This is a genomic window from Alsobacter sp. (assembly GCF_059501845.1).
Genome location: NZ_JCACDK010000005.1, coordinates 81,164 through 103,614 on the forward strand (window position 1 = coordinate 81,164; position 22,451 = coordinate 103,614).

Genomic DNA, 22,451 nt, shown 5'->3' on the forward strand with positions numbered 1-22,451 from the left:
GGTGTGCGGTAACTCGTCAGTCGGAGGGCAATCGATGGCTGATAGGAACGCATCCTGGACAGGTTTGTCCGACCAGGAAGCCGAGGAGTTCCACAGGTACTACTTGCAGGGTCTGTATCTATTTGTCGCCGTAGCCATCGTGGCTCACATCCTGGTGTGGTTTTGGCGGCCGTGGATACCTGGACCTGCAGGATACAAGGCCTCGGCACTCGAAACCTTGACCACGGTGGCCAGCACGGTGCTGCCCCATTTCACGTGAGGTAGCTCGTCATGTGGCGCATCTGGAAAGTATTTGACCCACGGCGGGTTCTGGTGGCGCAAGGCGTCTTCCTGTTCTCGCTCGCCGTCCTGATCCACCTGGTTCTGCTCAGCACTGAGCGGTTCAACTGGCTGATCGGGGCTCCGCTCAAGTGAGGCGGCAATACGCCCCCGGGGTCCGGTAATCCCGCAAGGGAGCACCGGGTGCCCGGGGGAGCGCAAGACGGCGGGCGTGGCCGAAGAGGCCCGCGCCCGCCGCCAGCCGGTCCTTCCCCGGGGTCGGCAAACAGGTCCGGGGTTCGAGGGAGGGGCGCATGGCCTTGCTCAGTTTTGAACGCAAATATCGGGTCCGGGGCGGCACCCTCATCGGGGGTGATCTCTTCGACTTCTGGGTCGGACCGTTCTATGTCGGGTTCTTCGGCGTCACGACGGTGTTCTTCGCATTCGTCGGCACCGCCATGATCCTCTACGGGGCCGCGATGGGCCCCACCTGGAACATCTGGCAGATCAGCATCGCGCCGCCCGACCTCAAATACGGCCTCGGCCCTGCGCCGATGCTGGAGGGCGGACTGTGGCAGATCATCACGATCTGCGCGCTGGGGGCCTTCACCTCCTGGGCGCTGCGTGAAGTCGAGATCTGCCGAAAGCTCGGCATCGGGTACCACGTCCCCTTCGCCTTCAGCGTCGCCATTTTCGCCTATTTCACGCTGGTCGTGATCAGGCCGGTCCTGCTGGGCGCCTGGGGGAACGGCTTCCCGTACGGCATTTTCAGTCACCTCGACTGGGTGTCGAACGTCGGGTACCAGTACCTGCACTTCCATTACAATCCGGCGCACATGATCGCGGTGACGTTCTTCTTCACCACGACGCTCGCGCTCTCGCTGCACGGCGCCCTCGTCCTGTCCGCGGTCAATCCCGGTCCGGGTGAGGAAGTGAAGACGCCCGAGCACGAGGACACCTTCTTCCGCGACACCATCGGTTACTCGATCGGCACGCTCGGCATCCACCGTCTCGGCCTGTTCCTGGCGCTCTCCGCCGGGTTCTGGAGCGCGGTGTGCATCGTCATCAGCGGGCCCTTCTGGAACCGCAGCTGGCCGGAGTGGTGGAACTGGTGGCTCAAGCTGCCGATCTGGTCATCCTGAGGAAAGGGCCACGCCATGTTCCTCCCCGAATACCAAAACATCGTCACGCGCATCCAGCTGCGCGGCGCGCCGGAGCCCGGGATTGCCGTCGAGAACGGCGAGTTCGAGCGCATCGGCCAGCCAGAGGCGCACTACTGGGTCGGCAAGTTCGGCAATGCGCAGATCGGGCCGATCTACCTCGGCACGCTCGGCATGCTCTCCCTGATCACGTTCACCCTCGGGTTCGTGATCATCGGCCTCAACATGCTGGCCTCGGTGCACTGGGATCCCATCCAGTTCGTCCGGCAGTTGCCCTGGCTGGCGCTCGAGCCGCCACCGCCCTCGCAGGGGCTGAAGATCATCCCGCCGCTCAACCAGGGTGGCTGGTGGAACATCGCCGGCTTCTTCATCACCACGTCGATCCTGCTGTGGTGGGTCCGCACCTATCGCCGGGCCCGCGCGCTCGGCCTCGGCACCCATGTGCCATGGGCCTTCGCTTCGGCCATCTGGCTGTACCTGGTGCTCGGCTTCATCCGGCCGGTGCTGATGGGCAGCTGGAGCGAGGCAGTGCCCTTCGGCATCTTCCCGCACCTCGACTGGACCACGGCCTTCTCGATCCGGTACGGGAACCTCTATTACAACCCGTTCCACTGCCTCTCGATCGTCTTCCTCTACGGATCCGTGCTGCTCTTCGCGATGCACGGTGCGACGATCCTCGCGGTGACCCGCTACGGCGGCGACCGTGAGATCGAGCAGATCGTCGACCGCGGCACGGCCACGGAGCGCGCCGCCCTCTTCTGGCGCTGGACCATGGGCTTCAACGCCACGATGGAGTCCATCCATCGCTGGGCCTGGTGGTTCGCGGTGCTGACGACGCTCACCGGCGGCATCGGCATCCTCCTCACCGGCACGGTCGTGGACAACTGGTACCTCTGGGGCATCAAGCACGGCCTCGTGCCGCACTACCCGGACCTCTACGGCGGCTCGGTCGTCGATCCCTCACTTGCGGGAGCCAAGCCATGAAACTCTGGGTTCCGGTGACGGGAGCAATCGCCGTCCTCCTCACCGGCTGGATGCTGGGCACCGCGGGGTGGAGCCTTCCGCCCGTGGTCCAGGACCAGACCGGCTACCGTGGCACCGGCATGACGGTGATCCACGACAAGAACCGGCAGGAAAAGCTGGTGGCGCTGAATACCGCGCCACCGCCCCCCTACCAGTCACAGCCCACGGGCCCGCTGGCCAAGGAGCTCTACCCGAACCTCCAGGTCCTGGGTGATCTCCACGAGGACCAGTTCAACGGGCTCATGGCCTCCATGGCCGAGTGGGTCGCCGGGCAGGGCAACGTGCCCGACGAGCAGGCGGGCTGCGCCTACTGCCACAACACCGAGAACATGGCGGACTACAGCAAGTATACGCTGCAGGTGGCCCGCCGCATGATCCAGATGACGCGCACGATCAATTCCGACTGGAAGGCCCACGTCGCGCAGACCGGGGTGACCTGCTACACCTGCCATCGCGGCAAGCCGGTCCCGACCAACATCTGGTTCAAGGAGAACGGCCCCGGCCCGGTGGGCGGCGCGGGTGAATCGGGATGGATGGGCTATCGCAACGGCCAGAACGTCGTGACGAAGACGTCCAACTCGACCTCGCTGCCCTACGACTACATGAGCGAGTTCCTGCTCGGCGACCGCAACATCCGCGTCCACAGCACCACCGCGCTGCCGACGGGGAACAAGTCGACGATCATGGACACCGAGCACACCTACGGTCTCATGATCCACATGTCGAACGCGCTCGGGGTCAACTGCGTGTTCTGCCACAACTCCCGCGCCTTCAACGCGTGGGACGAGAGCCCGCCCCAGCGCGTCCCCGCCTGGTACGGCATCCGGATGGCACGCGCGCTCAACCACGACTACCTGGAATCCCTCCAGGGCGTGTTCCCGCCGAACCGGCTGGGCCGCACCGGCGACGTGCCGAAGGTGAACTGCGCGACGTGCCACCAGGGCGTGAACAAGCCGCTGAACGGCGTGAGCATGCTCAAGGACTACGTCGCAGAACTCGGCGGGCCCAATCCGCCTGCCAAGTAACCGGCGGAAGGGTGGACAGGGCGTGTCAGCTCTCGAAAAAGACGGCAGGGGCGCGGGCGACCGCGCCCCTTTCGGCGTGACAAGGCCAACCCTCGACTGGACTCGCGACGGCCGTGACTGGCCTAACCGCGACGCCTGTTCCTTCGTCCGTGCCGCAGGGTTGCGCTGGCTCGTGATGCGGATGGGGCAGGGGCCCGTCTGCCTGCTGCTGCACGGCACCGGCGCCTCCATTCATTCCTTCCGGGATCTCGCGCCCGCGCTCGCCCGGCACTTCACCGTGATCGCGCCGGATCTTCCCGGCCATGGCTTTACCGACGGCGCACCGGCGGCGCAGCGCTCGCTGCCCGGCATGGCGGCCGCTTTGTCGGAACTGCTGCGCGAGACCGGCGCACCGCCCCCCGCCTTCGCGATCGGCCATTCAGCCGGGGCGGCGATCCTCAGCCGAATGACCATCGACGGCGAGATTACACCCAGGGGCATCATGGCGCTGAACGGCGCCTTCCTCAGCTTCCGCGGAGCGGTCGGGCAGTTCTTCTCGCCTTTGGCCAAGATGCTCGTGCTGAACCCCCTGACGCCCTCGCTCTTCGCCTGGCACGCGGGCCAGCGCCGCGTCACCGACCGGCTGATCGGGGAGACGGGCTCGCACCTCGATGAGCGCGGCCTCGGGCTTTACTCCCGCCTGGCGGGCGACCGCGGCCACGTCGCGGGGGCGCTCGGCATGATGGCGTCCTGGGATCTCGCACCGCTCGAGCGCGACCTGAAGCGCCTGCCCGTGCCGCTCTACCTCGTGGCAGCAGCCAACGACCGCACCGTGCCACCCGAGCAGGCGGCACAGGTGCGCAGGCTTGCGTCCGACGCACGCGTCATCCGCGTGGCCGGGCTGGGGCATCTCGCGCATGAGGAAAAGCCGGTCGACATCGCGGCGCTGGCGTTCGACCTCGCGCGCCGGTGCGGCGCCCTGCCGGCCGAGCAAACGGATGCCCAGCCGGACGCCGGCTGAGCCGGTTCAGATCACAAGGTCGGGGAAGCGCTCGACATAGATGCGGAACCAGGGCGTGAAACGCTCGGGCATGGCCGCGATCTCGCTGCGCAGGACAGGGGCCGAGACCCACCGGGTCTCCGCGACTTCGTCCGGGTCGGGCGCGATCGCGAGATCGTCGCGGTCCACCTCGGCCGTGAACATGTGCACCCGCTCATGCTCGTGCAGGCCGTTCCCAACATCGGCCGAGTACTCGACGACGCGGCGGCGCAGGAGCGGCGTGGTGAAGCCGAGCTCCTCCCGCAGCCGGCGCTCGGCGGCGTCGCCGACGCTCTCTCCCCAGTGCGGATGTGTGCAGCAGGTGTTCGCCCACAGGCCTCCGCAATGGTACTTGGCCAGCGCGCGGCGCTGGATCAGCAACTCGCCGCCGCTGAACACGAAGGCGGAGATGGCCAGGTGGAATGCGCCCTGGCGATGCGCCTCGAGCTTCTCGATGGGATAGAGCGACCCGTCGGCGAGGATGCCGGGGATCACCAGGTCTCCGGGCAGGATGCGGGCCCCGCCGATGGGCGCGTCGGGTATCATGGTCTCGTCCTCTTCACGCCGCCAACGGCGGCCGGCCGTCCCACGTTCCCTCCGTGCCGAGGACGCGGAAGCGCGCATAGAGCTCTTCCTTGAACCAGCCGTTCCGGCGGACACCCCTGATGGCCTCCGCGTGGGACTGGCTTCCATAGGCGAAGGCCTTCATCGCATCCGGGTCGTCCCAGATGGAGAATGTCACCTGCTGCACCCAGGGCACCTCTCCGAGGCCGATCTTGAAGCGCAGCCTGTCCTGCTCCCGCACGGTGACGCTGATGCCGGGCGTGTTTCGCCAGAAGTCCAGCACATAGCGCTTCTTCAGCGTAGCGCGCGTGATGACGGCGATGGGGCTCGGCAGGTCCGGCGCCGGGCTCACCTCGAAAGGCGCCCTGCTGTCCCACTGCCCGCGGCACGACACGGCAGACATGTAGATCGTGCAGGTTTCGCTCGCATGGTCGCGATAGCGTCGCCACGCTCTGCCCTCCGACACGGCCTCACGGGCCGCGCCGATCTCCGGCCACGTCGCCATTACCGCATAGGCACCGAGATTGGGCACCGGCGTGAAGCCTTCGCCCGTGCCCGATCCGAAGAGCTTCCAGAAACCGATGCCCGGCATCCCGGCCAGCAAGGGCCGGGCGAACTGCATCTGTCCGAAGGCCCACGCCTTGTCCTTCACCCCTTGGAAGCGGAAGAAGGACAGCGAGACGGCCTGCATCGTCTCACGCGACGGCGCGGCTGAGCGCGCACTGCGACCACAGCGACTCCAGCGCGCCGACCAGCCGGTCGATATCCTGCTCGGTGTGCAGAGGAGAAGGCGTGATGCGCAGCCGCTCCGTTCCACGCGGAACGGTGGGATAGTTGATGGGCTGGATGTAGATGCCGTGCTGGTCGAGCAGCACGTCGCTGATCCACTTGCACTTCACCGGGTTGCAGACCATCACCGGCACGATGTGGCTCGGGTTGGGCTTGTGCGGGATCCCGACGGAGTCCAGCCTGCGGCGAAGCAGGGCAACGCGGTTCTGCTGGCGCGCACGCTCCGAGTGGCTGGTCTTGAGATGCCTGATGCTCGCAGCCGCACCGGCCGCGACCGCCGGGGGCAGGGCGGTCGTGAAGATGAAGCCCGAGGCGAAGCTGCGCACGAAGTCGCAGAGCGCGGCCGACGCGGCGATGTAGCCGCCGACCACGCCGAAGGCCTTGCCCAGCGTTCCCTCGATCACCGTGAGACGGTGCATGATCCCCTCGCGCTCGGCGATGCCGCCGCCGCGCGGGCCGTAGAGGCCGACCGCGTGCACCTCGTCGAGATAGGTCATGGCGCCATGCTTCTCGGCGACGTCGCAGAGTTCGGCGATCGGCGCGATGTCCCCGTCCATCGAGTAGACGGACTCAAAGGCGACGAGCTTGGCCCGGCCCGGCGCGACCTGGGACAGGAGCCGGTCGAGGTCCTGCGGGTCGTTGTGCTTGAAGATCAGCCGGTCCGCCCGGCTGTGGCGGATACCCTCGATCATCGACGCATGGTTGCCGGCGTCCGACAGCACGACGCAGTCGGGCAGCAACGATGCGAGCGTCGAGAGCGACGCCCAGTTGGAGACGTAGCCCGAGGTGAAGAGAAGCGCCGCTTCCTTGCCGTGCAGGTCGGCGAGCTCATGCTCGAGCTCGACATGGTAGCGGTTCGTGCCCGAGATGTTGCGCGTGCCACCGGCGCCGGCTCCGCAGCGATCGAGCGCCTCGTGCATGGCGGCGAGCACGCTGGGGTGCTGGCCCATGCCGAGATAGTCGTTCGAGCACCACACCGTCACCTCGCTGGCCCCGGCCTTGCCGTGGCGCGTGGCGTTCGGAAACTCCCCCGCATGCCGCTCGAGATTGGCGAAGACCCGGTAGCGCCCCTCCTTGTGGAGGTCCTCGATGCGGGAGGTGAAGAAACTCTCGTAATCCATGACGGTCTCCGGGCCGTTACGGGACGGCATTATGTCTCGGCGTGCTGCCCGTGCGGGCGGCGAGGGAAGCCGGCGCGATATCGTTCGCCGGCTCGGGGACGACGGCCTCCAGGGCCTCGGGGGTCGTTGCAGGGCCTTTCAGCGCCCAGCGCCACAGTGCGGCGTCGGGCAGCGGAAGGACCAGAAACCAGTGCTCGACGATGGCCAGCCCCAGCATCGTGGCGACGAGGGTCTTCGCCACCAGGTCGAACGGGGTGCCGGCCGTCGCCGCGGCGTGCATCGTGACGCCGAACAGCAGGCTCGCGAGCGTCACGGAAAGCGGAAAGAAGGCGGAAACACGGCCCCGCGCGAAATAGCTGGCGAGATAGTCGAGATGTCGCGGCAGGAACTCCGCCGATACGTTCGGCGCGCCGAAGAAGAGGTTGAGCTTGGCGCTGATGCGCATCGCCCAGAGCACCAGGAAGGTCCAGGTGCCCACCTCGTTGGCGGAGCCGTAAGTCAGGCCCATCATCACGACCCCGGCCGCGAGGATCGAGAGCTCGTGGAAGGAGAGCGTGTCGAAAGCCTGCCGGAAGCGCGTGAGCCCGGTCGCATCGCGAGACTGCGGGATGCGGCGTGGGCCCGTGACGTACCCCAGCAGGAACGCCGTCTCCAGGAAGCCCCAGATGAGGAGCCCGTAGGTGAAGCCCGCCAGCGCGCCCGAGGGCGTCGCGTCGTCGCGCGTCGCGGCCAGGCCCCAAAGGGCGAGGGCCGCGAGAGCGCCCATGGCGACCATCGCTGCGCCATGCATGGCGCGTGGCAGGCGCACCAGCATCAGGATCGCCCCGGTGGAGAACCACCAGGCGAACAGCGCGAAGGCGATGGCGACGCCGACGGATTCCACGGTTCTGCTCCTACCAGACCGGCTGCAGGCGGCTGGTCTCGGGGATGGCGTTGGCTTTCACGGGCAGCAGATAGAGCCGCGCGAACGTCAGCGCAGCCCCTGCGGTAAGACGCCACTTCGCCAGCTTGCCGCCGATCCCGCCGCGCTCGGTCGCTTCCTGCATCTTCACCGCGATGACCTGCAGCTTCTTCAGGCCGGCGAGGAACCGCGGGTCGTCGACGGGCAGGGTGAGCGGAAACACCTGCTTGGAGATCTCCGAGGTCAGCCGGAAGACGCGCATGTCGTAGTCGTTGATGTCGATGCCCAGCGCCTTGTGGAAGGCCGGCCGGGCATGGTCGCGCACATACATGGTCGAGAAGACCGCAAGCAGGAAGAAGCGCACCCACAGCTTGTTCAGGCCAGTAATCATCGACGGATTGGCCCTCATCAGCAGCGAGAAAGCCTCGCCATGGCGGAACTCGTCGTTGCACCATTGCTCGAACCACTTGAAGATCGGGTGAAAGCGGTGCTGCGGGTTCGCCTGGAGGTGCCTGAAGATCGTGATGTAGCGGGCGTAGCCGATCTTCTCCGACAGGTAGGTCGCGTAGAAGATGAACTTCGGCTGGAAGTAGGTGTACTTCTTCGCCTTCGTCAGGAAGCCGAGGTTCACCGCGATGTCGAACTCTTTCAGAGCGTCGTTGATGAAGCCGGCATGGCGGGCCTCGTCGCGGCTCATGTAGGAGAAAAGCTCGCAGATGTCGGGGTTCGTGCCGCGCCTCTTCATTTCCTTGTAGAGCACGCAGCCCGAGAATTCGGCCGTCAGCGAGCTCACGAGGAAGTCCACGAACTCCTTGCGGAGCTCCGGCTCGAGGGAGTTGAGGTCGATCGTCTCCCACTCCGAGGTGCGGCGGAAGTGGCCCCTGTTCGGGTCGGCCTTCATCTCGGCGATGAGGGCGTCCCACTCGCCGCGCACGGACGACACGTCCATGCGGTCGAGGGCGTTGAAATCGGTCGTGTAGAAGCGGGGCGTCAGCAGGGTGTCCTGCTGGGCGATGCGGGTCGTCTCGTTGACGTCGTCGGCCTGGCCGATCGCCTGGGGGCGTGCGTGGGCGTTCATAGCTTTGCCTTCTCCGAGAAGCTGAACTCGCACAGTTCCATGAATTCGAGGTCACCGGTGGCGCGTGTCCACAGGCGCTCGATCCAGCCGGCCCTGCTCACGGTGGCCATGCGCTCGAGCACTCGCTTCTCGCCATAGGGCACCTCGACGGGCTCTCCATGGACGCGCACTTCGTCGCCGGGTTGGATCAGGATGCCGTCCTTGAGCCTGACATGGGCGTGCAGGCTTTCGAACGTGTTCTCGACCTCGATGACGCAGGGCACGTCGACGGACTGACGGCCCGACAGCAGCGACCAGTTCATTGGGGGATGCTCCTCCCTTCGAGGAAGCGGGCGAAGGCACCCGCATTGGTGGGGCCGAACGGATCGAGCTGGACCCGCATGCCGGTGGACGTATCGGACAGCGTGAGCCGGCCGTCGTCCCACCGGATGATACGGTAGGGCTCGTCATAAGCAATGCCGCGCAATTTGCGATCCCGCTGGATGCCCCGCAGCGCGCCGTGGATGAACCCGTCCTTGTCGGACGGTATAACCTCGATCGTGTCGCCCGTGACGCCGTCGATGACGGTGATCACATCGTTCTCGGCCGTTACGAAGCGGACGTCGCGCACCGCCATCGGGTAGGTGACCGGCGTCAGGACCGTCCCGATTCCCGTGTAGCGGCCAAATCCCACGGCGGCGATGCTGAACAGCACCAGCACGAATGCCGTGTAGAGCGGCAGTCGCGGGAAGCGGTGCTGGTAGCTCCGGGGCCGGGGGGAGTTCGCTGCGGCTGACATGGTCTGCTCTCCTGATCAGCCGGCCGGGGCGAGATGCGGCCGGGCGCCGTCGCGCGGGGCGGCCGTGTCGACCACGCCGATGCGGGCGGGCTGGGTTTCAGAGAAAGCTCGCGCCAGGAGCGCCGCGACGGAAGCGGCATCCGGGATCGAGCGCAGCATCGGCTCGGGACGCGAGAACCGCCACGGCCGGGCATGCGGCCACAGCACCATCCAGGAGAGGCCACGGTTGGAGGCCAGCACCAGCGGGATGTCGCCGAATCCATCTTCGAGCGCGCGAAGATTGGCGCCGTCGATCTGGCTGTAGGGCAGGTTCACCGTCATCGGCAGCGCCACACCGAAGCGCATGACGACGCGACGGTTGGTGACCGTGTAGACCGTCGTCCGCGCCACCGCGTAGGCGAAGGCGCAGAGGAGGGCCGCGGAGATCAGCGACAGCAGCGCGAGGAAGGCGATCTGGGTCCAGACCAGCGAGGTCACGGCTCCGTCATGCCATGCACTCGCCAGCCGGAACGCGCCGATCACTCCGAACCATGCGAACACCATGCGCACATGCATGGCCGAAATGGCGAAGGAGCGCCATTCGGGAGAACCCTGCCACAGGATGGTTTCACCCTTGGGTGGCAGCGCCGGCAGGCCCGGGATGGGCTCGACGTCGAATTCGTCGCTCACAGGATCGGCTCCGCGCGCTGGGGCGTCGCATAGAGCGTACCGCCGCCGTAATAGGCCATGATCATGTCTTCCTCGAGCAGGGTGACCTGGTCGGGGCTCTTGGTCGTCGGCACGGTCGCGAACTGGTACCCGCGCACGGCGTGGACGTAGACTTCGCCGCGCTTGGTATCCAGCTGGACGAAGTTGATCGGCAGCAGCACCGTGCGGCTCTGGCCGGTCGGATCCGTCGCGACCTCGAGGTAGCGGATGGTCTGTTCCAGCTGGTCGACCCACAGGTCGGTCACCTTGCCGCCCACCGAGCCGTCCATGCCGACCACGGCCCAGCCGCGCGGGTCCGGATCGTTCTCATGCACGGTGTAGGTGCCGATGATGCGCAGCGGCCGCTGGCGCGGCTTGCCGTGGGTGTCGAGGTCGGGCCTGTCGGCGCGCTCGGCCCAGGAGCCGGGTCCGACGCCGTCGATCATGGGATCGCCCGTCGGCTCGAGCGGAGCGCCGGCGAAGGGCGCGATCTTCTCGGCTGCGAGCGGGCGGCGGTCACGCCGGCCGTCGGGAACCGACACCGTGCCCAGGCCATTCGGCAGGATGAAGGACTTGGGCTCGGGAATGAAGGGGAACCCGACCCAGCCAAGCTCGCCTGTCTTGTCGTTCTCGAGGGGATAACCCTCGCGACGATCCTCGCGGCGGATGTAGAAGATCAGCATCGCGAAGAAGATCCAGAACGCGTAGAGCGTGACCTGAGCCACGTCCAGATATTCGGTAAGTGCGCCCCTGGGCATGATGACCTCCGGAGGTCAGTTGGACACGGCCAGACGGCCGAGCTGGGTTTGGGAAGAGGAATGACCGGAGCCGCTCCGGACCCGGCGCGCGACAAGCGGACCGAGCGCCACGAGGGTGGCGAAGAGCAGCAGGATCTCGAGGTGGTACACGAAGGTGTAGGAGGAGGCCGGCTCGGCCATGACCTCGCCGAGCGCGCCGGTCGAAGCCCAGCTTGCCACTCCGTCGCGCAGGATGCCGCCGGTCGCGATGGCCAGCCCGGCCGCCGTCGCCTGGACGGCGCCCCACGCCCCCAGCGCAAGGCCGGCATCGGAGCCGTCGCGGGCCGAGGCCATGGTTGCGGTGAGCGTGCCGTGGCCGAACAGGCCGGCACCGAAGCCGATCATCGTCACGCCGGCGGCAAACAGCCAGCCCATCTGCAGCAGGCCGGCGAAGATCACCGCCGAGAAGGCGAAGATGCCGGCGAGCACGCCCAGTGCGGCCACACGATGCGGGTCCGCTCCGCGGCCGAGGCGTCTGGCCGCCAGGATCAGTCCGACGACGCCACCAGTGGCGAGCGCGCCGGTGAGGGCCGTCGTCGAGCCCACCGAGAGCTTCAGGATCTGGCCGCCATAGGGTTCGAGCAGAATGTCCTGCATGCTGAAGGCGACCGTGCCGATGCCGGTGGCGACCAGCCTGCGGCTCGCCTTTCCGCCGGCCAGGAAGCCCCGCCACGCGGTGCGGAAATCCTCGTGCTTCACATCAGGGCGCGTGCGGTCCGGGTTGCGGGCCTCCTGCTTCCACAATGCGACGAGGTTGATGACGATGGTGAGGACGGCTGAACCCTGGATCACCTGGATCAGGCGCAGCTGGCTGAAATTGGCGAGCAGGGCGCCGTAGACGACCGCGCTGACCATCATACCGACGAGCAGCATGACGCAGAGCAGCGCCACCACCTTCGGACGCGCCTGCGCCGGCGCGATGTCCGTGGCGAGCGCCAGGCCGATGGTCTGGACCGTGTGGAGCCCGGCGCCGACGAGCAGGAAGGCGAGGGCCGCGCCGACATGGCCGATCCACCACGGGCCGGTCGTGTCGCCGGAGAGCAGGATCAGCGCGAACGGCATGATCGCCAGCCCGCCGAACTGCAGCATCGTGCCGAACCAGATGAACGGCACGCGGCGCCAGCCCAGGAACGACCGGTAGGTGTCGGAGCGGTGGCCGATGATGGCGCGGGCCGGCGCGAAGAGCAGCGGCAGCGACACCATGACCGCGACGAGCCAGGCCTTGACGCCGAGCTCGACGATCATCACGCGGTTCAACGTGCCGATCAGCAGCACCGCGGCCATTCCCACCGTCACCTGGAACAGCGACAGGCGCAGAAGGCGGCCCATCGGCAGCTCCGGCGTCGCCGCGTCGGCGAAGGGGAGGAAGGCCGGCCCGAGTGTCTTCAGGGCCTGGATGCTGGCTGACTTCAGCGCGTTCATGGCCGCCGGACCTCCATGGCCTGGGAGGTGTAGAAGCCGCTGGCGATGCGCTCTGTCCGTTCCACCTGCCAGGAGGAGAGGCCCGGCTCCGCGGCCACGAGGCGGCGCAGGCCGCTCTCGGTGACGGGGACGATGGCGGGGGCGCGGTCGCTGCGCGGGAACGCCTTGCCCACCGTGTGCATCACGGTCAGCAGCGCGGTGCGGGGCGCGAAGGTGAAAAGGATCGAGCGGTCGGTGCGCGCGGCAAGGCGGCCTACCGCCTTGGTCACGTCCCGGCTGGCGTAGTGGATCAGGGAATCCATCGCCACGACGTGGTCGAACCGTCCCAGCGTCTCGTCGAGCATGTCGCCGACCCGGAAGTGCAGGCGTCCGGCGAGCTCCGGCGGGGTGCGCTCCTGGGCGAGGCCGACCAGCGTCGGCGAGATGTCGATGGCGACGACCTCGGCCCCGCGCCGCGCGGCCTCGACGGCCAGCGCTCCGGTGCCGCAACCCGCGTCGAGGATCCTGCGGCCGGAGAGATCCTCCGGCAGCCAGCCGAGCAGCGTGGCGCGCATCCGGTCGCGACCGGCACGCACCGTGGCGCGGATGCCGCTGACCGGCGCGTCCGACGTCAGGCGCGACCAGGCTTCGGCCGCAGTGCGGTCGAAGTAAGTCTCCAGCTGACCCTTGCGGCGGTCGTAGGTGATGGTGGGCATCAGTCGAACCCCAGGAATTCGAACAGGTCGCGGTCCTTCATGGGCCTGGCGTCGAGTTCGTCGACGCCGGCCCACAGGCGCGCTGCCAGCTGCATGTACTCGGCCTTGACGGCCTCCAGTTCCGGCGAGCTCTCCATCTCGAAGAGCGTGGACTTTTTCAGGCGGCTGCGGCGCACCACGTCGAGGTCGGGGAAATGCGCCAGGCGCTGCAGCCCCACCGCGTCGTTGAAGCGGTCGATCTGGTCGGTGCCGGCGCTGCGGTTGGCGATCACGCCGCCGATCCGGACATTGTAGTTCTTCGACTTGGTGTGGATGGCCGCGACGATGCGGTTCATCGCGAAGATCGAGTCGAAGTCGTTGGCGGTGACGATCAGGCCGCGATCGGCATGCTGGAGCGGCGAGGCGAAGCCGCCGCAGACCACGTCGCCCAGCACATCGAAGATCACCACGTCGGTGTCGTCGAGCAGGTGGTGCTCCTTGAGGAGCTTCACCGTCTGGCCGACGACATAGCCGCCGCAGCCGGTGCCGGCCGGCGGGCCGCCCGCCTCGACGCACATGACGCCGTTGTATCCCTCGACGACGAAGTCCTCGGTGCGCAGCTCCTCCGAGTGGAACTGCACGGCCTCCAGCGCATCGATGACCGTCGGCACGAGGCGCTTGGTCAGGGTGAAGGTGGAATCATGCTTGGGGTCGCAGCCGATCTGCAGGACGCGCTTGCCCAGCTTCGAGAACGCGACCGAGAGATTGGACGAGGTCGTGCTCTTGCCGATGCCGCCCTTGCCGTAGACCGCGAAGACCTTCGCCGTCCCGATCTTGACGTTCGGGTCGAGCTCGACCTGCATGCTGCCGTCTGACCGGTTGACGGGTTTCCGGATCGCGAGATTCATGCCGCTGCCTCCGCAGTGATGCCTTCGAGCCGGTCTTCCAGCTCTTCGCCGGCCCGATGCAGGGCGTTGAGAACCGCTTCGTCGGGGGACCAGTATCCGCGCGCATGCGCCTCGATGAGCCGGTTGGCCACCTTGACGGATGCGGTCGGGTTGAGAGTGGCCAGGCGCTCGCGCATGGCGGCGTCCAGCACGTAGGTCTGTGTGAGCTGCTGGTAGACCCAGGGCTGCACCTGGCCGGTCGTGGCAGACCAGCCCATGGTGTTGCGGACGTGCTCCTCGATCTGGCGCACGCCCTCGTAGCCGTGGTTCAGCATGCCCTCGTACCATTTCGGGTTGAGCATGCGGGTGCGCGTCTCGAGAGCGACCTGCTCCGAGAGCGTGCGCACGACGCCTTCGCCGCGTGTCTGGTCGCCGATGTAGACGGCCGGCGCGGTGCCGCCGCGGGCCCGGCTGACCGCGCGGCTGATGCCGCCCAGCGTGTCGAAATACTGGTCGACCGTGGTGACGCCGAGCTCGATCGAGTCGAGGTTCTGGTAGGCGAGGTCGACGTCGGCCAGCGCGCTCTGGAGCAGGGCCGCGTGCTGCACCGGCTTGCCGGAGCGGCCATAGGCGAAGCTCTTGCGGCGCGTATAGGTCTCCGCGAGTTCGTCGCCGTCGTCCCAGCCGCCATTCTCGACGAGGTGGTTGACGTTGGAGCCGTAGGCGCCATCGGCATTGCCGAAGACGCGCAGGGCAGCGGTCTCCAGGTCGCAGCCGTGGCGGTCGCGATAGGCCAGCGCATGCTTGCGCACGAAGTTCTGCTCGACGGGTTCGTCGGCCGAGGCCGCCAGCCAGCACGCCTCGGCCAGCAGCTTCGTCTGCAGGGGAAGCAGGTCGCGGAAGATGCCGGAGAGCGTCACCACGACGTCGATTCGCGCGCGGCCGAGTTCGGCCGGCGGCACCAGCGTCGCGCCGGCGAGGCGGCCGTAGGAGTCGAACCGGGGGCGGGCACCGAGCAGCGCGAGCGCCTGGGCGATCGGACCGCCTTCGCTCTTCAGATTGTCCGTGCCCCACAGAACGATGGCGATCGACTCTGGAAGCTGCTGGCCATCGGCCATGTGGCGGGCGACGAGGCGCTCGGCCTGCTTCGTGCCGTCTGCCACGGCGTAGGCGCTGGGGATGCGGAAGGGGTCGAAGCCGTGCAGGTTGCGCCCGGTCGGCAGGATGGCGGGCGTGCGCAGCAGGTCTCCGCCGGGCGCCGGCCGGATGAAGCGGCCGTCCAGGGCGCGGAGAACGGCGGGGAGCTCGTGGTCCTGTGCCAGCAGCACCCCCGTCTGGCGCAGCGCTTTCAGCGCCGTCAGGATCTCCGCAGGATTGCCGTCAGCGGAGGCCGGGAGCATGGCGAGCACAGCTTCCGGCGTGGCGCCGGCGGCGAGCGCCTGGGCGGCCGCGGTCGGCAGGTCGAGGCCGTGCGAGGAGGTCGCGACGGACTGCAGCAGGTCGGCACGCTCGGCTTCCGATGCGGGCTCGCCCATCACGTGCAGGCCGTGCGGGATCAGCGCGTATTCGAGCTCGAGGATCTTGTCGCTCAGGCGGGCGATTTCGGCCGGTGCCGTCTCGCCCCAGGCTGGTTCTGCTGGCACGAGGTCGACTGCCGCGGCTTGCGTCTGGATGAGTTCGGCGAGCGAGAACGCCTCGGCGCAGGACTCCGCGTCCAGCCCGCGCCAGCGCTCGAGCGACGCCTTGACGTCGAGGAGCCCGCGATAGAGGCCGGCGCGCGTCACCGGCGGCGTCAGATAGCTGACAAGCGTCGCTGCGGCGCGGCGCTTGGCGAGCGCGCCTTCCGAGGGGTTGTTGGCGGCGTAGAGATAGATGTTCGGCAGGTCGCGGATCATGCGATCCGGCCAGCAGGCCGACGACAGGCCCGTCTGCTTGCCCGGCATGAACTCCAGCGCGCCGTGCGTGCCGAAGTGCAGCACCGCGTCGGCGCCGAAATCCTCGCGAACCCAGCGGTAGAAGGCGGAGAAGGCGTGCGTCGGCGCGAAGCCCTTCTCGAAGAGCAGCCGCATCGGGTCGCCCTCGTAGCCGAAGGCGGGCTGCAGCCCGACGAAGACGTTGCCGAAGCGCTCGCCCAGCACGAACAGCGACGACCCGTCGCTCTGCTGGCGGCCGGGGGCAGGGCCCCACTGCGCCTCGATCTCGTTCAGGTAGCGCTCGCGACGGACGTGATCGTCGGCAGCGATGCGGACGTGGACGTTCGCGGATGATCCGTAGCGCTGGGAATTGCCGTTCAGGAGGCGCTCGCGCAGCGCGTCCACCGAGGCCGGGACGTCCACCGCGTAGCCGGCATCGCGCAGGCCCTTCAGCGTGTTGAAGAGCGAAGCGAAGACGGAGAGATAGGCTGCCGTGCCGACATTGCCGGCGTTCGGCGGGAAGTTGAACAGCACGACGGCGACCTTGCGGTCCTCCAGTGCCTTGCGGCGCAGGCCCACCAGGCGGGCGACGCGAGCCGCCAGCATGTTGGCACGCTCGTCGTGGCAGCGCATGTCGCGCTGGCTGCCCGAGGACGCTGCGATCGAGCGGCCACCGAAGACGATCGGGCCGGTCGCGCCATCGAGCTCGGGGATGGCCACCATGATGGTGGACTCGACCGGGGATAGCCCACGATCGGCGCCCTGCCACTGTTCGAGGCTCTGCAGTTCGAGCGGCTGGGCGGCGACATAGGGCACGTCGAGGCGGGCGAGGATGTCCTCGGCGGCGCGGGAGTCGTTGTAGGCCGGGCCACCCACCAGCGAGAAGCCGGTGAGGGAGACCAGGGCGTCGATGGTGGCGACGCCGTCCTTCATGAAGAAGGCCTCGACGGCGGGGCGGGCGTCGAGACCGGCGGCGAAAGCCGGGATCACCCGCAGCCCACGTGCCTCCAGCGCCGAGATGACGCCGTCGTAGTGCGCGCCGTTGCCGGCCAGCACGTAGGAGCGCATCACCAGCAGGCCGACCGTGCCACGCTCGCCCTTGCCGGGGACGAGGTCGGCGCGTGCGCCGATGCGGCCCTTCATGCGGGGATGATAGACGCCGACCTCCGGGTAGCAGATCGGGGCGGCCGCCTTCAGCGCACCGCGCAACGGACGCCTTGGGCCATCCGCGTAACGCTCGACCAGCATGCGGACCATGTTGGCGATGTTTTCGTCCGACCCTGCCAGCCAGTACTGCAGGGTCATGAAGTAGGCCCGCACGTCCTGGGCTGTGCCCGGGATGAAGCGCAGGATCTGCGGCAGGCGGCGCAGCATCTTGAGCTGCCTGGCGCCGGATTCCGCGCTCTGCTCCTTCTTGCCCTTCAGCTTGCGCAGGAGGGCGAGGGCACCGCTCTGCGGGGCGCCCATGTCGAACTTGCCGATGCGGGTGAGCTTCACGACCTCGGAGGCCGACATGGCGCAGACGAGCGCGTCGCAGCTTTCGCGCCGCGCCTTGAGCGCCTCAAACACCGGGGCGAAGTGCTCCTCGAGGAAGAGCATGGTGGCGACGACGACGTCGCCGGATGCGATGTCGGCAAGGCAGCGGTCGAGTGCAACCGCATCGTCCGCCCATTCGGACGCAGCGTGCAGCACGATCGAGAGGCCAGGCATCTCGGCCATCAGCGCCAGGCGCGCGCGCTCGGCAGCGCTCGCGAGATGGGTGTCCATCGTCACGATGACGAAGCGGAACGGCGTGATGTCAGCGGCCGAAATGCGCTTTTGCATCGTAGAGTGTCTCGACGGTGATGAGCGAAAGTCCGCGGTCGCGGGCGAAGGTCTCGGTGTTGCGGCGCGCCTTTCCGCGCACGAAGAACGGGATCTTCCGGAGTTCCTTTTCGGCGTCGGCGGCCCAGCCCGGCGTGCCGGGGACGGACGCTTCGGCGACGGCGGCCTCGGCCTGCACGGCGGCGGCTGCGCCGGCCGGTTCGGAAGCAGGGGCCGGGCGTGTCGTGGAGTGGCCGAGATGGGACGGGGCCGCCTCGTCGTGAAACTCCGAATCGCCCCGGAACATCCCGAGCAGGTGCTCTTCCAGCCCCATCATCAGGGGGTGGATCCAGCTGTCGAAAATGACGTTGGCGCCCTCGAAGCCCATCTGGGGCGAGTAGCGGGCCGGGAAGTCCTGCACGTGGACCGGCGCGGAGATCACCGCGCAGGCGATCCCCAGCCGCTTGGCGATGTGCCGCTCCATCTGCGTGCCGAGCACCATTTCGGGCTGCAGCTCGGCGACCTTCGCCTCGACTTCAAGGTAGTCGTCCGTGATCAGCGCCTCGACGCCGTAGCGCTCGGCGGCGGCCCTCACCTCGCGTGCGAACTCCCGGCCATAGGTACCGATGCCGCACACCGAGAAGCCCATCTCCTCGGACGCGATGCGGGCGGCGGCGACGGCATGGGTCGCATCGCCGAAGATGAAGACGCGCTTTCCGGTGAGATAGGTCGAGTCGACCGAGCGCGAGTACCAGGGAAGGCGGGAGGGCGAGCCGGCAAGGGCCGGGGCCGGATCGACGCCGGCCAGGCGGGCGACCTCGACGACGAAGTCACGGGTCGCGCCGACACCGATCGGCACCACCGTCGTCGACTTCTGGCCGAAGCTGCGCGACAGCCACTGCGCCGCGAGCCCTGCGACCTCCGGGTAGAGCACGACGTTGAAGTCGGCTTCGTGCAGCCGAGCGAGGGCGGAGGGCGTGGCGCCCATGGGCGCGATCACGTTGATCGCGATGCCGAGCTGTTCGAGCAGCCGGGTCACCTCGGTCACGTCGTCGCGGTTGCGGAAGCCGAGCGCGCTCGGTCCGAGGATGTTACAGGTCGGCTGGCCGTGCGCCTCGCGCGCGGGGACCGAGCCGGGTGCAGGCGAAAGGCCGCGAACGAGACGGTAGAACGTCTCCGCCGCGCCCCAGTTTTCCTTGCGCTGGTAGGCGGGAAGCTCGAGCGCGATGACGGGGACCGGCAGTCCCAGCGCCGAGGCGAGGCCACCGGGATCGTCCTGCAGCAGTTCGGCCGTGCAGGACGCACCGACGATCATGGCCTCGGGCTGGAACCGCTCATAGGCGTCCCGCGCTGCCGTCTTGAACAGCTCCGCCGTGTCGCTGCCGAGGTCGCGCGCCTGGAATGTCGTGTAGGTGACCGGCGGGCGCGCTGCGCGACGCTCGATCATCGTGAAGAGCAGGTCGGCATACGTGTCGCCCTGGGGGGCGTGGAGCACGTAGTGCAGCCCCTCCATGGCGGTGGCGACACGCATGGCGCCGATGTGGGGCGGTCCTTCGTAGGTCCAGAGCGTCAGTTTCATGGCTCAGACCTCCAGCCTGGCGCGCCGCACGAGCGGCCGGGCGAAGAGGTCGGCGAGGTCGCCGGCCTGGTCGTAGCCCTGGATGGGGGTGAACAGCAGCTCGATCGACCACTTCGTCGTCAGCCCCTCCGCCTCAAGCGGGTTTGCGAGCCCGAGCCCGCAGACGACCAGATCCGGCGCTGCAGCACGGCAGCGGTCGAGCTGGCGCTCGACGTCCTGCCCTTCGCTCACCAGCGTGCCCTCCGGTAGCAAGGCGAGCTCCGGCGCCATGTGCGCCTGGTTCAGGTAGGGCGTGCCGACCTCGACCGGCTCCATTCCCATCTCACGGGAGAGGAAGCGGGCGAGCGGCAGCTCCAGCTGCGAATCGGGGAAAAAGAAGACGCGGCGGCTCGCCAGGGTCTCGGCGTGACGCTCGAGAGCCCGGCGGCCACGCTCGATGCCGGGTGCGGTCACGGTTGCGAACCGGGAAGCGGAAACGCCGAAGGCGTCGGCGGCGGCACGCAGCCAGGCTGTCGTGCCCTCGACGCCGAGAGGGTAGGGGGCTGGGACACGCCGGACACCGCGCTCTTCCAGGGCCCTCGCTGTGTCGGTGAGGAAGGGCTGAGCTAGAAGAAGCCGTGTCTGCGGGCCGATGACCGGCAGGTCGCCGGCCCGGCGCATCGGGAGAAAGCGAACCGGGCCGATGCCCAGCTCGGCAAAGGTGCGGGCAAACTGGTCCTCGACCACGTCAGCCAGGGCGCCGGCGACGAGCAGGGAGGGCTCGGAAGAGCGGTCCTCGGGAAGAGTCGGGACCAGCGCGGCGAGGCAGGCGTCCTCGCCCTGCGTGAAGGTGGTCTCGATGCCGCTGCCGGAATAGTGCAGCACCCGAACGCGCGGAGAATGCACGCCGGAAAGGCGCTGGGCGGCGCGGCCGAGATCAAACTTGATCACCTCGGATGGGCAGGACCCGACAAGGAAGAGGAGCCGGATCTCGGGCCGGCGGTCGAGCAGCTGCCCGACGACCTCGTCGAGCGAATCGTTCATGTCCGTGACGCCCGCGAGGTCACGCTCCTCCATGATCGCTGTGGCGAAGCGGGGCTCCGCGAAGATCATGACGCCGGCGGCGGACTGCACGAGATGGGCGCAGGTGCGGGAGCCGACGACGAGGAAGAAGGCGTCCTGGATCTTGCGGTGAAGCCACACGATCCCGGTGAGACCGCAGAAGACCTCGCGCTGTCCGCGCTGGCGAAGAACGGGGGCGCCGACGCAGCCGCCCGTGGGAGTTGCGATGGGGGCACTCATCGCGCGACCCCCATGGCCGGCGCCCCGGACGGGGATGCAGCTGATTCGAGCCGCGCCGCGCGCAGTTTCAGGATGAACTGTGCAGCGTTGACGACGTAGCTCGCATAAGCGGCGAGCGCGAGGAGCATCAGGGCGCGCGGGTCGAGCCAGCCGAACACCAGAGCACCGAGGTAGGCGCTGTGGAGCGCCAGCACCAGCATGCTGACGACGTCTTCCCAGAAGAAGGCCGGCGCAAAGAGCCAGCGCCCGAAGACGTCCTTCTCCCAGATCGAGCCGGTGATCATGATGGTGTAGAGCAGGGCGGTCTTTGCCACGATCGACAGGGTCGCTGCCGTCCATCCCTCGCCGGTGGCGAGGAAGCGCAGCACCAGGAACAGGCTCAGCAGGAAGACGGCGAACTGGAGCGGAGCGAGCACTCCCTGCACCAGCGTCCAACGCGAGCGGTCACGCCTTGCCCGCTCCTCTGGCGTGTAGAGGGATCTTCCGTTTCCCTGAACCACGCTGTCCGCCATGACGTCTCTGCCCCCGTCCTCCGCCGCTCGTGACTGAACGGCCTCGGCGTTTCGTCGATGCTAGAGCCGTGTCGGCAGATGTGTCAATCAAACTTGACGTCCAGTTCGTTTGACGCCAATTCTGTCGGTGCGCGCCGCTCAAGTTTTCCTACTCAGGCGCGGCGCTTGGGCCTATGATGCTTGCTCGGGGCTTTCGACAAACGTTCCGGTCAACGGAGGTACGGACCCGCTAAGTTGCTGAATTCGCCCAGATTCGGGAGGGGCTCCTATGGATCAGCAGGAGCATAGAGGCGAGGGACCGGGTCGTCCGGATCGCCATGACAGAATGCCGGTCGGCATGCCCGTTCCGGGTGCGGAACTGCCTCGTCGCCCTGATGTGTCAACTGACGCGACGCGTGCCCGGCTGGCTGCGATCATCGAAAACGAGATCATTCCCCGGCTGATGTTGGCCCACAGGCAGCCGGTCGGCCCGCCCCTCCCCGCCACTGCGGGCGAAGGCGGAATCGACCAGTTCGTCCGCCTCATCCTTGCTGCCGACGGCGAGCCTGCCTACGCCCATGTCGAGCGTCTTCTCGCCGCCGGCGTCGCACGCGAGACGCTGTTCCTCGATGTCCTGGCACCGGCGGCCCGCCGCCTCGGCGAGCTGTGGCAGGAGGACATCTGCGACTTTATGGATGTGACCTCCGGTCTCGCACGCCTCCAGAACATTCTGCACGAGCTGAGCCCGGAATTCCTTAGTCCGCCCACGCTGACTACGGTCGACCGGCAGATCCTGCTGGCGCCGGCACCGGGCGAGCAGCACACCTTCGGCCTGTCGATGGTCGAATCGTTTTTCCGTTCGTCCGGGTGGGATGTCACAAGCGATTCCGACCTCGATCCCGCCAAGCATGTGGGGCTTCGCCGCTACGGGATCATCGGCTTTTCACTGAGCTCCGAGACGAAGCTGGAGGCGCTGAGCGCGTGCATCCGCGCGGTGCGCCGGGCCTCCCGGAACCCTGGCATCGGTGTCATGGTTGGTGGACACCTTTTTATCGAACGTCCGGAACTGGTCGCGATCGTCGGGGCCGATCTGACAGCGACGGACGGCCTGACTGCGGTGCTGTTGGCGCAAAGTCTGCTTGATCTGCGCGCACCGGCCTGCTGAAAGGACCCCTCCAACGTTGCATCGAGCGAACGGCGGT

At 67.9% G+C, this 22,451-nt stretch carries 23 protein-coding genes; 7 read left to right on the forward strand and 16 right to left on the reverse strand.

Going from position 1 to position 22,451, the window contains the following annotated elements; genetic code table 11:
- The first annotated feature begins 34 nt into the window (after positions 1–34).
- From pufB to bchO, 6 genes are all read left to right on the forward strand, one after another.
- Complete coding sequence (gene pufB / locus AC5JCN_RS05635) at positions 35–259, forward strand: light-harvesting antenna LH1, beta subunit (RefSeq protein ID WP_495754049.1); 225 nt, start codon at positions 35–37, stop codon at positions 257–259.
- 11 nt (positions 260–270) lie between these two features.
- Positions 271–414: a light-harvesting antenna LH1, alpha subunit gene (gene pufA / locus AC5JCN_RS05640; protein ID WP_495754050.1), complete on the forward strand. Its 144-nt coding sequence runs from the start codon at positions 271–273 to the stop codon at positions 412–414.
- 158 nt (positions 415–572) lie between these two features.
- Complete coding sequence (gene pufL, locus AC5JCN_RS05645; protein ID WP_495754051.1) at positions 573–1,400, forward strand: photosynthetic reaction center subunit L; 828 nt, start codon at positions 573–575, stop codon at positions 1,398–1,400.
- A gap of 15 nt (positions 1,401–1,415) precedes the next feature.
- Positions 1,416–2,402, forward strand: a complete 987-nt coding sequence (gene pufM, locus AC5JCN_RS05650) for a photosynthetic reaction center subunit M (RefSeq protein ID WP_495754052.1) — start codon at positions 1,416–1,418, stop codon at positions 2,400–2,402.
- Positions 2,399–3,466 carry a photosynthetic reaction center cytochrome PufC gene (pufC, locus tag AC5JCN_RS05655; protein ID WP_495754053.1) on the forward strand — a complete coding sequence of 356 codons (1,068 nt, stop codon included), beginning with the start codon at positions 2,399–2,401 and terminating at the stop codon, positions 3,464–3,466. The genes pufM and pufC overlap by 4 nt, the downstream gene beginning before the upstream one ends.
- Before the next feature lie 76 nt (positions 3,467–3,542).
- Positions 3,543–4,466, forward strand: a complete 924-nt coding sequence (gene bchO / locus AC5JCN_RS05660; protein ID WP_495754081.1) for an alpha/beta fold hydrolase BchO — start codon at positions 3,543–3,545, stop codon at positions 4,464–4,466.
- 6 nt (positions 4,467–4,472) lie between these two features.
- Here bchO and idi read toward each other — a convergent pair whose 3' ends face one another.
- From idi to bchF, 16 genes are read right to left on the reverse strand one after another with little or no spacing between them, the layout of a single operon-like run.
- The gene (gene idi / locus AC5JCN_RS05665; protein WP_495754054.1) at positions 4,473–5,030 is read right to left on the reverse strand and encodes an isopentenyl-diphosphate Delta-isomerase; all 558 of its coding nucleotides are present in this window, start codon (positions 5,028–5,030) and stop codon (positions 4,473–4,475) included.
- 13 nt (positions 5,031–5,043) lie between these two features.
- Positions 5,044–5,739: a spheroidene monooxygenase gene (gene crtA / locus AC5JCN_RS05670; RefSeq protein WP_495754055.1), complete on the reverse strand. Its 696-nt coding sequence runs from the start codon at positions 5,737–5,739 to the stop codon at positions 5,044–5,046.
- Positions 5,740–5,743: 4 nt separating this feature from the next.
- Complete coding sequence (hemA, locus tag AC5JCN_RS05675; RefSeq protein WP_495754056.1) at positions 5,744–6,958, reverse strand: 5-aminolevulinate synthase; 1,215 nt, start codon at positions 6,956–6,958, stop codon at positions 5,744–5,746.
- Between the two features lie 16 nt (positions 6,959–6,974).
- Complete coding sequence (puhE, locus tag AC5JCN_RS05680; RefSeq protein ID WP_495754057.1) at positions 6,975–7,841, reverse strand: putative photosynthetic complex assembly protein PuhE; 867 nt, start codon at positions 7,839–7,841, stop codon at positions 6,975–6,977.
- A gap of 10 nt (positions 7,842–7,851) precedes the next feature.
- Positions 7,852–8,937, reverse strand: coding sequence for a magnesium-protoporphyrin IX monomethyl ester (oxidative) cyclase (gene acsF / locus AC5JCN_RS05685; RefSeq protein ID WP_495754058.1), 1,086 nt, complete (start codon positions 8,935–8,937; stop codon positions 7,852–7,854).
- Positions 8,934–9,239: a hypothetical protein gene (locus AC5JCN_RS05690; RefSeq protein ID WP_495754059.1), complete on the reverse strand. Its 306-nt coding sequence runs from the start codon at positions 9,237–9,239 to the stop codon at positions 8,934–8,936. The genes acsF and AC5JCN_RS05690 overlap by 4 nt, the downstream gene beginning before the upstream one ends.
- Positions 9,236–9,715, reverse strand: a complete 480-nt coding sequence (puhC, locus tag AC5JCN_RS05695; RefSeq protein WP_495754060.1) for a photosynthetic complex assembly protein PuhC — start codon at positions 9,713–9,715, stop codon at positions 9,236–9,238. Before puhC ends, AC5JCN_RS05690 begins: the two co-directional genes overlap by 4 nt.
- Before the next feature lie 15 nt (positions 9,716–9,730).
- Positions 9,731–10,384 carry a photosynthetic complex putative assembly protein PuhB gene (puhB, locus tag AC5JCN_RS05700; RefSeq protein WP_495754061.1) on the reverse strand — a complete coding sequence of 218 codons (654 nt, stop codon included), beginning with the start codon at positions 10,382–10,384 and terminating at the stop codon, positions 9,731–9,733.
- On the reverse strand, positions 10,381–11,160 hold the full coding sequence (gene puhA / locus AC5JCN_RS05705; protein WP_495754062.1) for a photosynthetic reaction center subunit H: 780 nt from the start codon (positions 11,158–11,160) through the stop codon (positions 10,381–10,383). Before puhA ends, puhB begins: the two co-directional genes overlap by 4 nt.
- 15 nt (positions 11,161–11,175) lie before the next feature.
- Entirely contained in the window at positions 11,176–12,621 is a 1,446-nt protein-coding gene (locus AC5JCN_RS05710) for a BCD family MFS transporter (protein WP_495754063.1), read from the reverse strand.
- The gene (gene bchM / locus AC5JCN_RS05715) at positions 12,618–13,316 is read right to left on the reverse strand and encodes a magnesium protoporphyrin IX methyltransferase (RefSeq protein WP_495754064.1); all 699 of its coding nucleotides are present in this window, start codon (positions 13,314–13,316) and stop codon (positions 12,618–12,620) included. Before bchM ends, AC5JCN_RS05710 begins: the two co-directional genes overlap by 4 nt.
- On the reverse strand, positions 13,316–14,203 hold the full coding sequence (gene bchL, locus AC5JCN_RS05720; RefSeq protein WP_495754065.1) for a ferredoxin:protochlorophyllide reductase (ATP-dependent) iron-sulfur ATP-binding protein: 888 nt from the start codon (positions 14,201–14,203) through the stop codon (positions 13,316–13,318). The genes bchM and bchL overlap by 1 nt, the downstream gene beginning before the upstream one ends.
- Complete coding sequence (locus AC5JCN_RS05725) at positions 14,200–17,919, reverse strand: magnesium chelatase subunit H (protein ID WP_495754066.1); 3,720 nt, start codon at positions 17,917–17,919, stop codon at positions 14,200–14,202. Before AC5JCN_RS05725 ends, bchL begins: the two co-directional genes overlap by 4 nt.
- Positions 17,894–19,477 (reverse strand): ferredoxin:protochlorophyllide reductase (ATP-dependent) subunit B, encoded by a 1,584-nt coding sequence (gene bchB / locus AC5JCN_RS05730; RefSeq protein ID WP_495754067.1) that lies wholly within the window; start codon positions 19,475–19,477, stop codon positions 17,894–17,896. Before bchB ends, AC5JCN_RS05725 begins: the two co-directional genes overlap by 26 nt.
- 3 nt (positions 19,478–19,480) lie before the next feature.
- Positions 19,481–20,758: a ferredoxin:protochlorophyllide reductase (ATP-dependent) subunit N gene (locus AC5JCN_RS05735; protein WP_495754068.1), complete on the reverse strand. Its 1,278-nt coding sequence runs from the start codon at positions 20,756–20,758 to the stop codon at positions 19,481–19,483.
- Positions 20,755–21,270, reverse strand: coding sequence for a 2-vinyl bacteriochlorophyllide hydratase (gene bchF / locus AC5JCN_RS05740; RefSeq protein WP_495754069.1), 516 nt, complete (start codon positions 21,268–21,270; stop codon positions 20,755–20,757). Before bchF ends, AC5JCN_RS05735 begins: the two co-directional genes overlap by 4 nt.
- 268 nt (positions 21,271–21,538) lie before the next feature.
- Between bchF and AC5JCN_RS05745 the strand changes: the two genes are divergently transcribed.
- Entirely contained in the window at positions 21,539–22,414 is an 876-nt protein-coding gene (locus tag AC5JCN_RS05745; RefSeq protein ID WP_495754070.1) for a cobalamin B12-binding domain-containing protein, read from the forward strand.
- The last annotated feature ends 37 nt before the right edge of the window (positions 22,415–22,451 follow it).

Coding starts and splice junctions, on each gene's coding strand:
- acsF (WP_495754058.1), bottom strand. CDS start 8,937: ATGAACGCCCACGCACGCCCCCAGGCGATCGGCCAGGCCGACGACGTC.
- idi (WP_495754054.1), bottom strand. CDS start 5,030: ATGATACCCGACGCGCCCATCGGCGGGGCCCGCATCCTGCCCGGAGAC.
- bchM (WP_495754064.1), bottom strand. CDS start 13,316: ATGCCCACCATCACCTACGACCGCCGCAAGGGTCAGCTGGAGACTTAC.
- bchB (WP_495754067.1), bottom strand. CDS start 19,477: ATGAAACTGACGCTCTGGACCTACGAAGGACCGCCCCACATCGGCGCC.
- pufC (WP_495754053.1), top strand. CDS start 2,399: ATGAAACTCTGGGTTCCGGTGACGGGAGCAATCGCCGTCCTCCTCACC.
- AC5JCN_RS05725 (WP_495754066.1), bottom strand. CDS start 17,919: ATGCAAAAGCGCATTTCGGCCGCTGACATCACGCCGTTCCGCTTCGTC.
- pufA (WP_495754050.1), top strand. CDS start 271: ATGTGGCGCATCTGGAAAGTATTTGACCCACGGCGGGTTCTGGTGGCG.
- pufL (WP_495754051.1), top strand. CDS start 573: ATGGCCTTGCTCAGTTTTGAACGCAAATATCGGGTCCGGGGCGGCACC.
- crtA (WP_495754055.1), bottom strand. CDS start 5,739: ATGCAGGCCGTCTCGCTGTCCTTCTTCCGCTTCCAAGGGGTGAAGGAC.
- bchF (WP_495754069.1), bottom strand. CDS start 21,270: ATGGCGGACAGCGTGGTTCAGGGAAACGGAAGATCCCTCTACACGCCA.
- hemA (WP_495754056.1), bottom strand. CDS start 6,958: ATGGATTACGAGAGTTTCTTCACCTCCCGCATCGAGGACCTCCACAAG.
- puhC (WP_495754060.1), bottom strand. CDS start 9,715: ATGTCAGCCGCAGCGAACTCCCCCCGGCCCCGGAGCTACCAGCACCGC.
- AC5JCN_RS05745 (WP_495754070.1), top strand. CDS start 21,539: ATGGATCAGCAGGAGCATAGAGGCGAGGGACCGGGTCGTCCGGATCGC.
- AC5JCN_RS05735 (WP_495754068.1), bottom strand. CDS start 20,758: ATGAGTGCCCCCATCGCAACTCCCACGGGCGGCTGCGTCGGCGCCCCC.
- pufM (WP_495754052.1), top strand. CDS start 1,416: ATGTTCCTCCCCGAATACCAAAACATCGTCACGCGCATCCAGCTGCGC.
- pufB (WP_495754049.1), top strand. CDS start 35: ATGGCTGATAGGAACGCATCCTGGACAGGTTTGTCCGACCAGGAAGCC.
- bchL (WP_495754065.1), bottom strand. CDS start 14,203: ATGAATCTCGCGATCCGGAAACCCGTCAACCGGTCAGACGGCAGCATG.
- AC5JCN_RS05710 (WP_495754063.1), bottom strand. CDS start 12,621: ATGAACGCGCTGAAGTCAGCCAGCATCCAGGCCCTGAAGACACTCGGG.
- puhA (WP_495754062.1), bottom strand. CDS start 11,160: ATGCCCAGGGGCGCACTTACCGAATATCTGGACGTGGCTCAGGTCACG.
- AC5JCN_RS05690 (WP_495754059.1), bottom strand. CDS start 9,239: ATGAACTGGTCGCTGCTGTCGGGCCGTCAGTCCGTCGACGTGCCCTGC.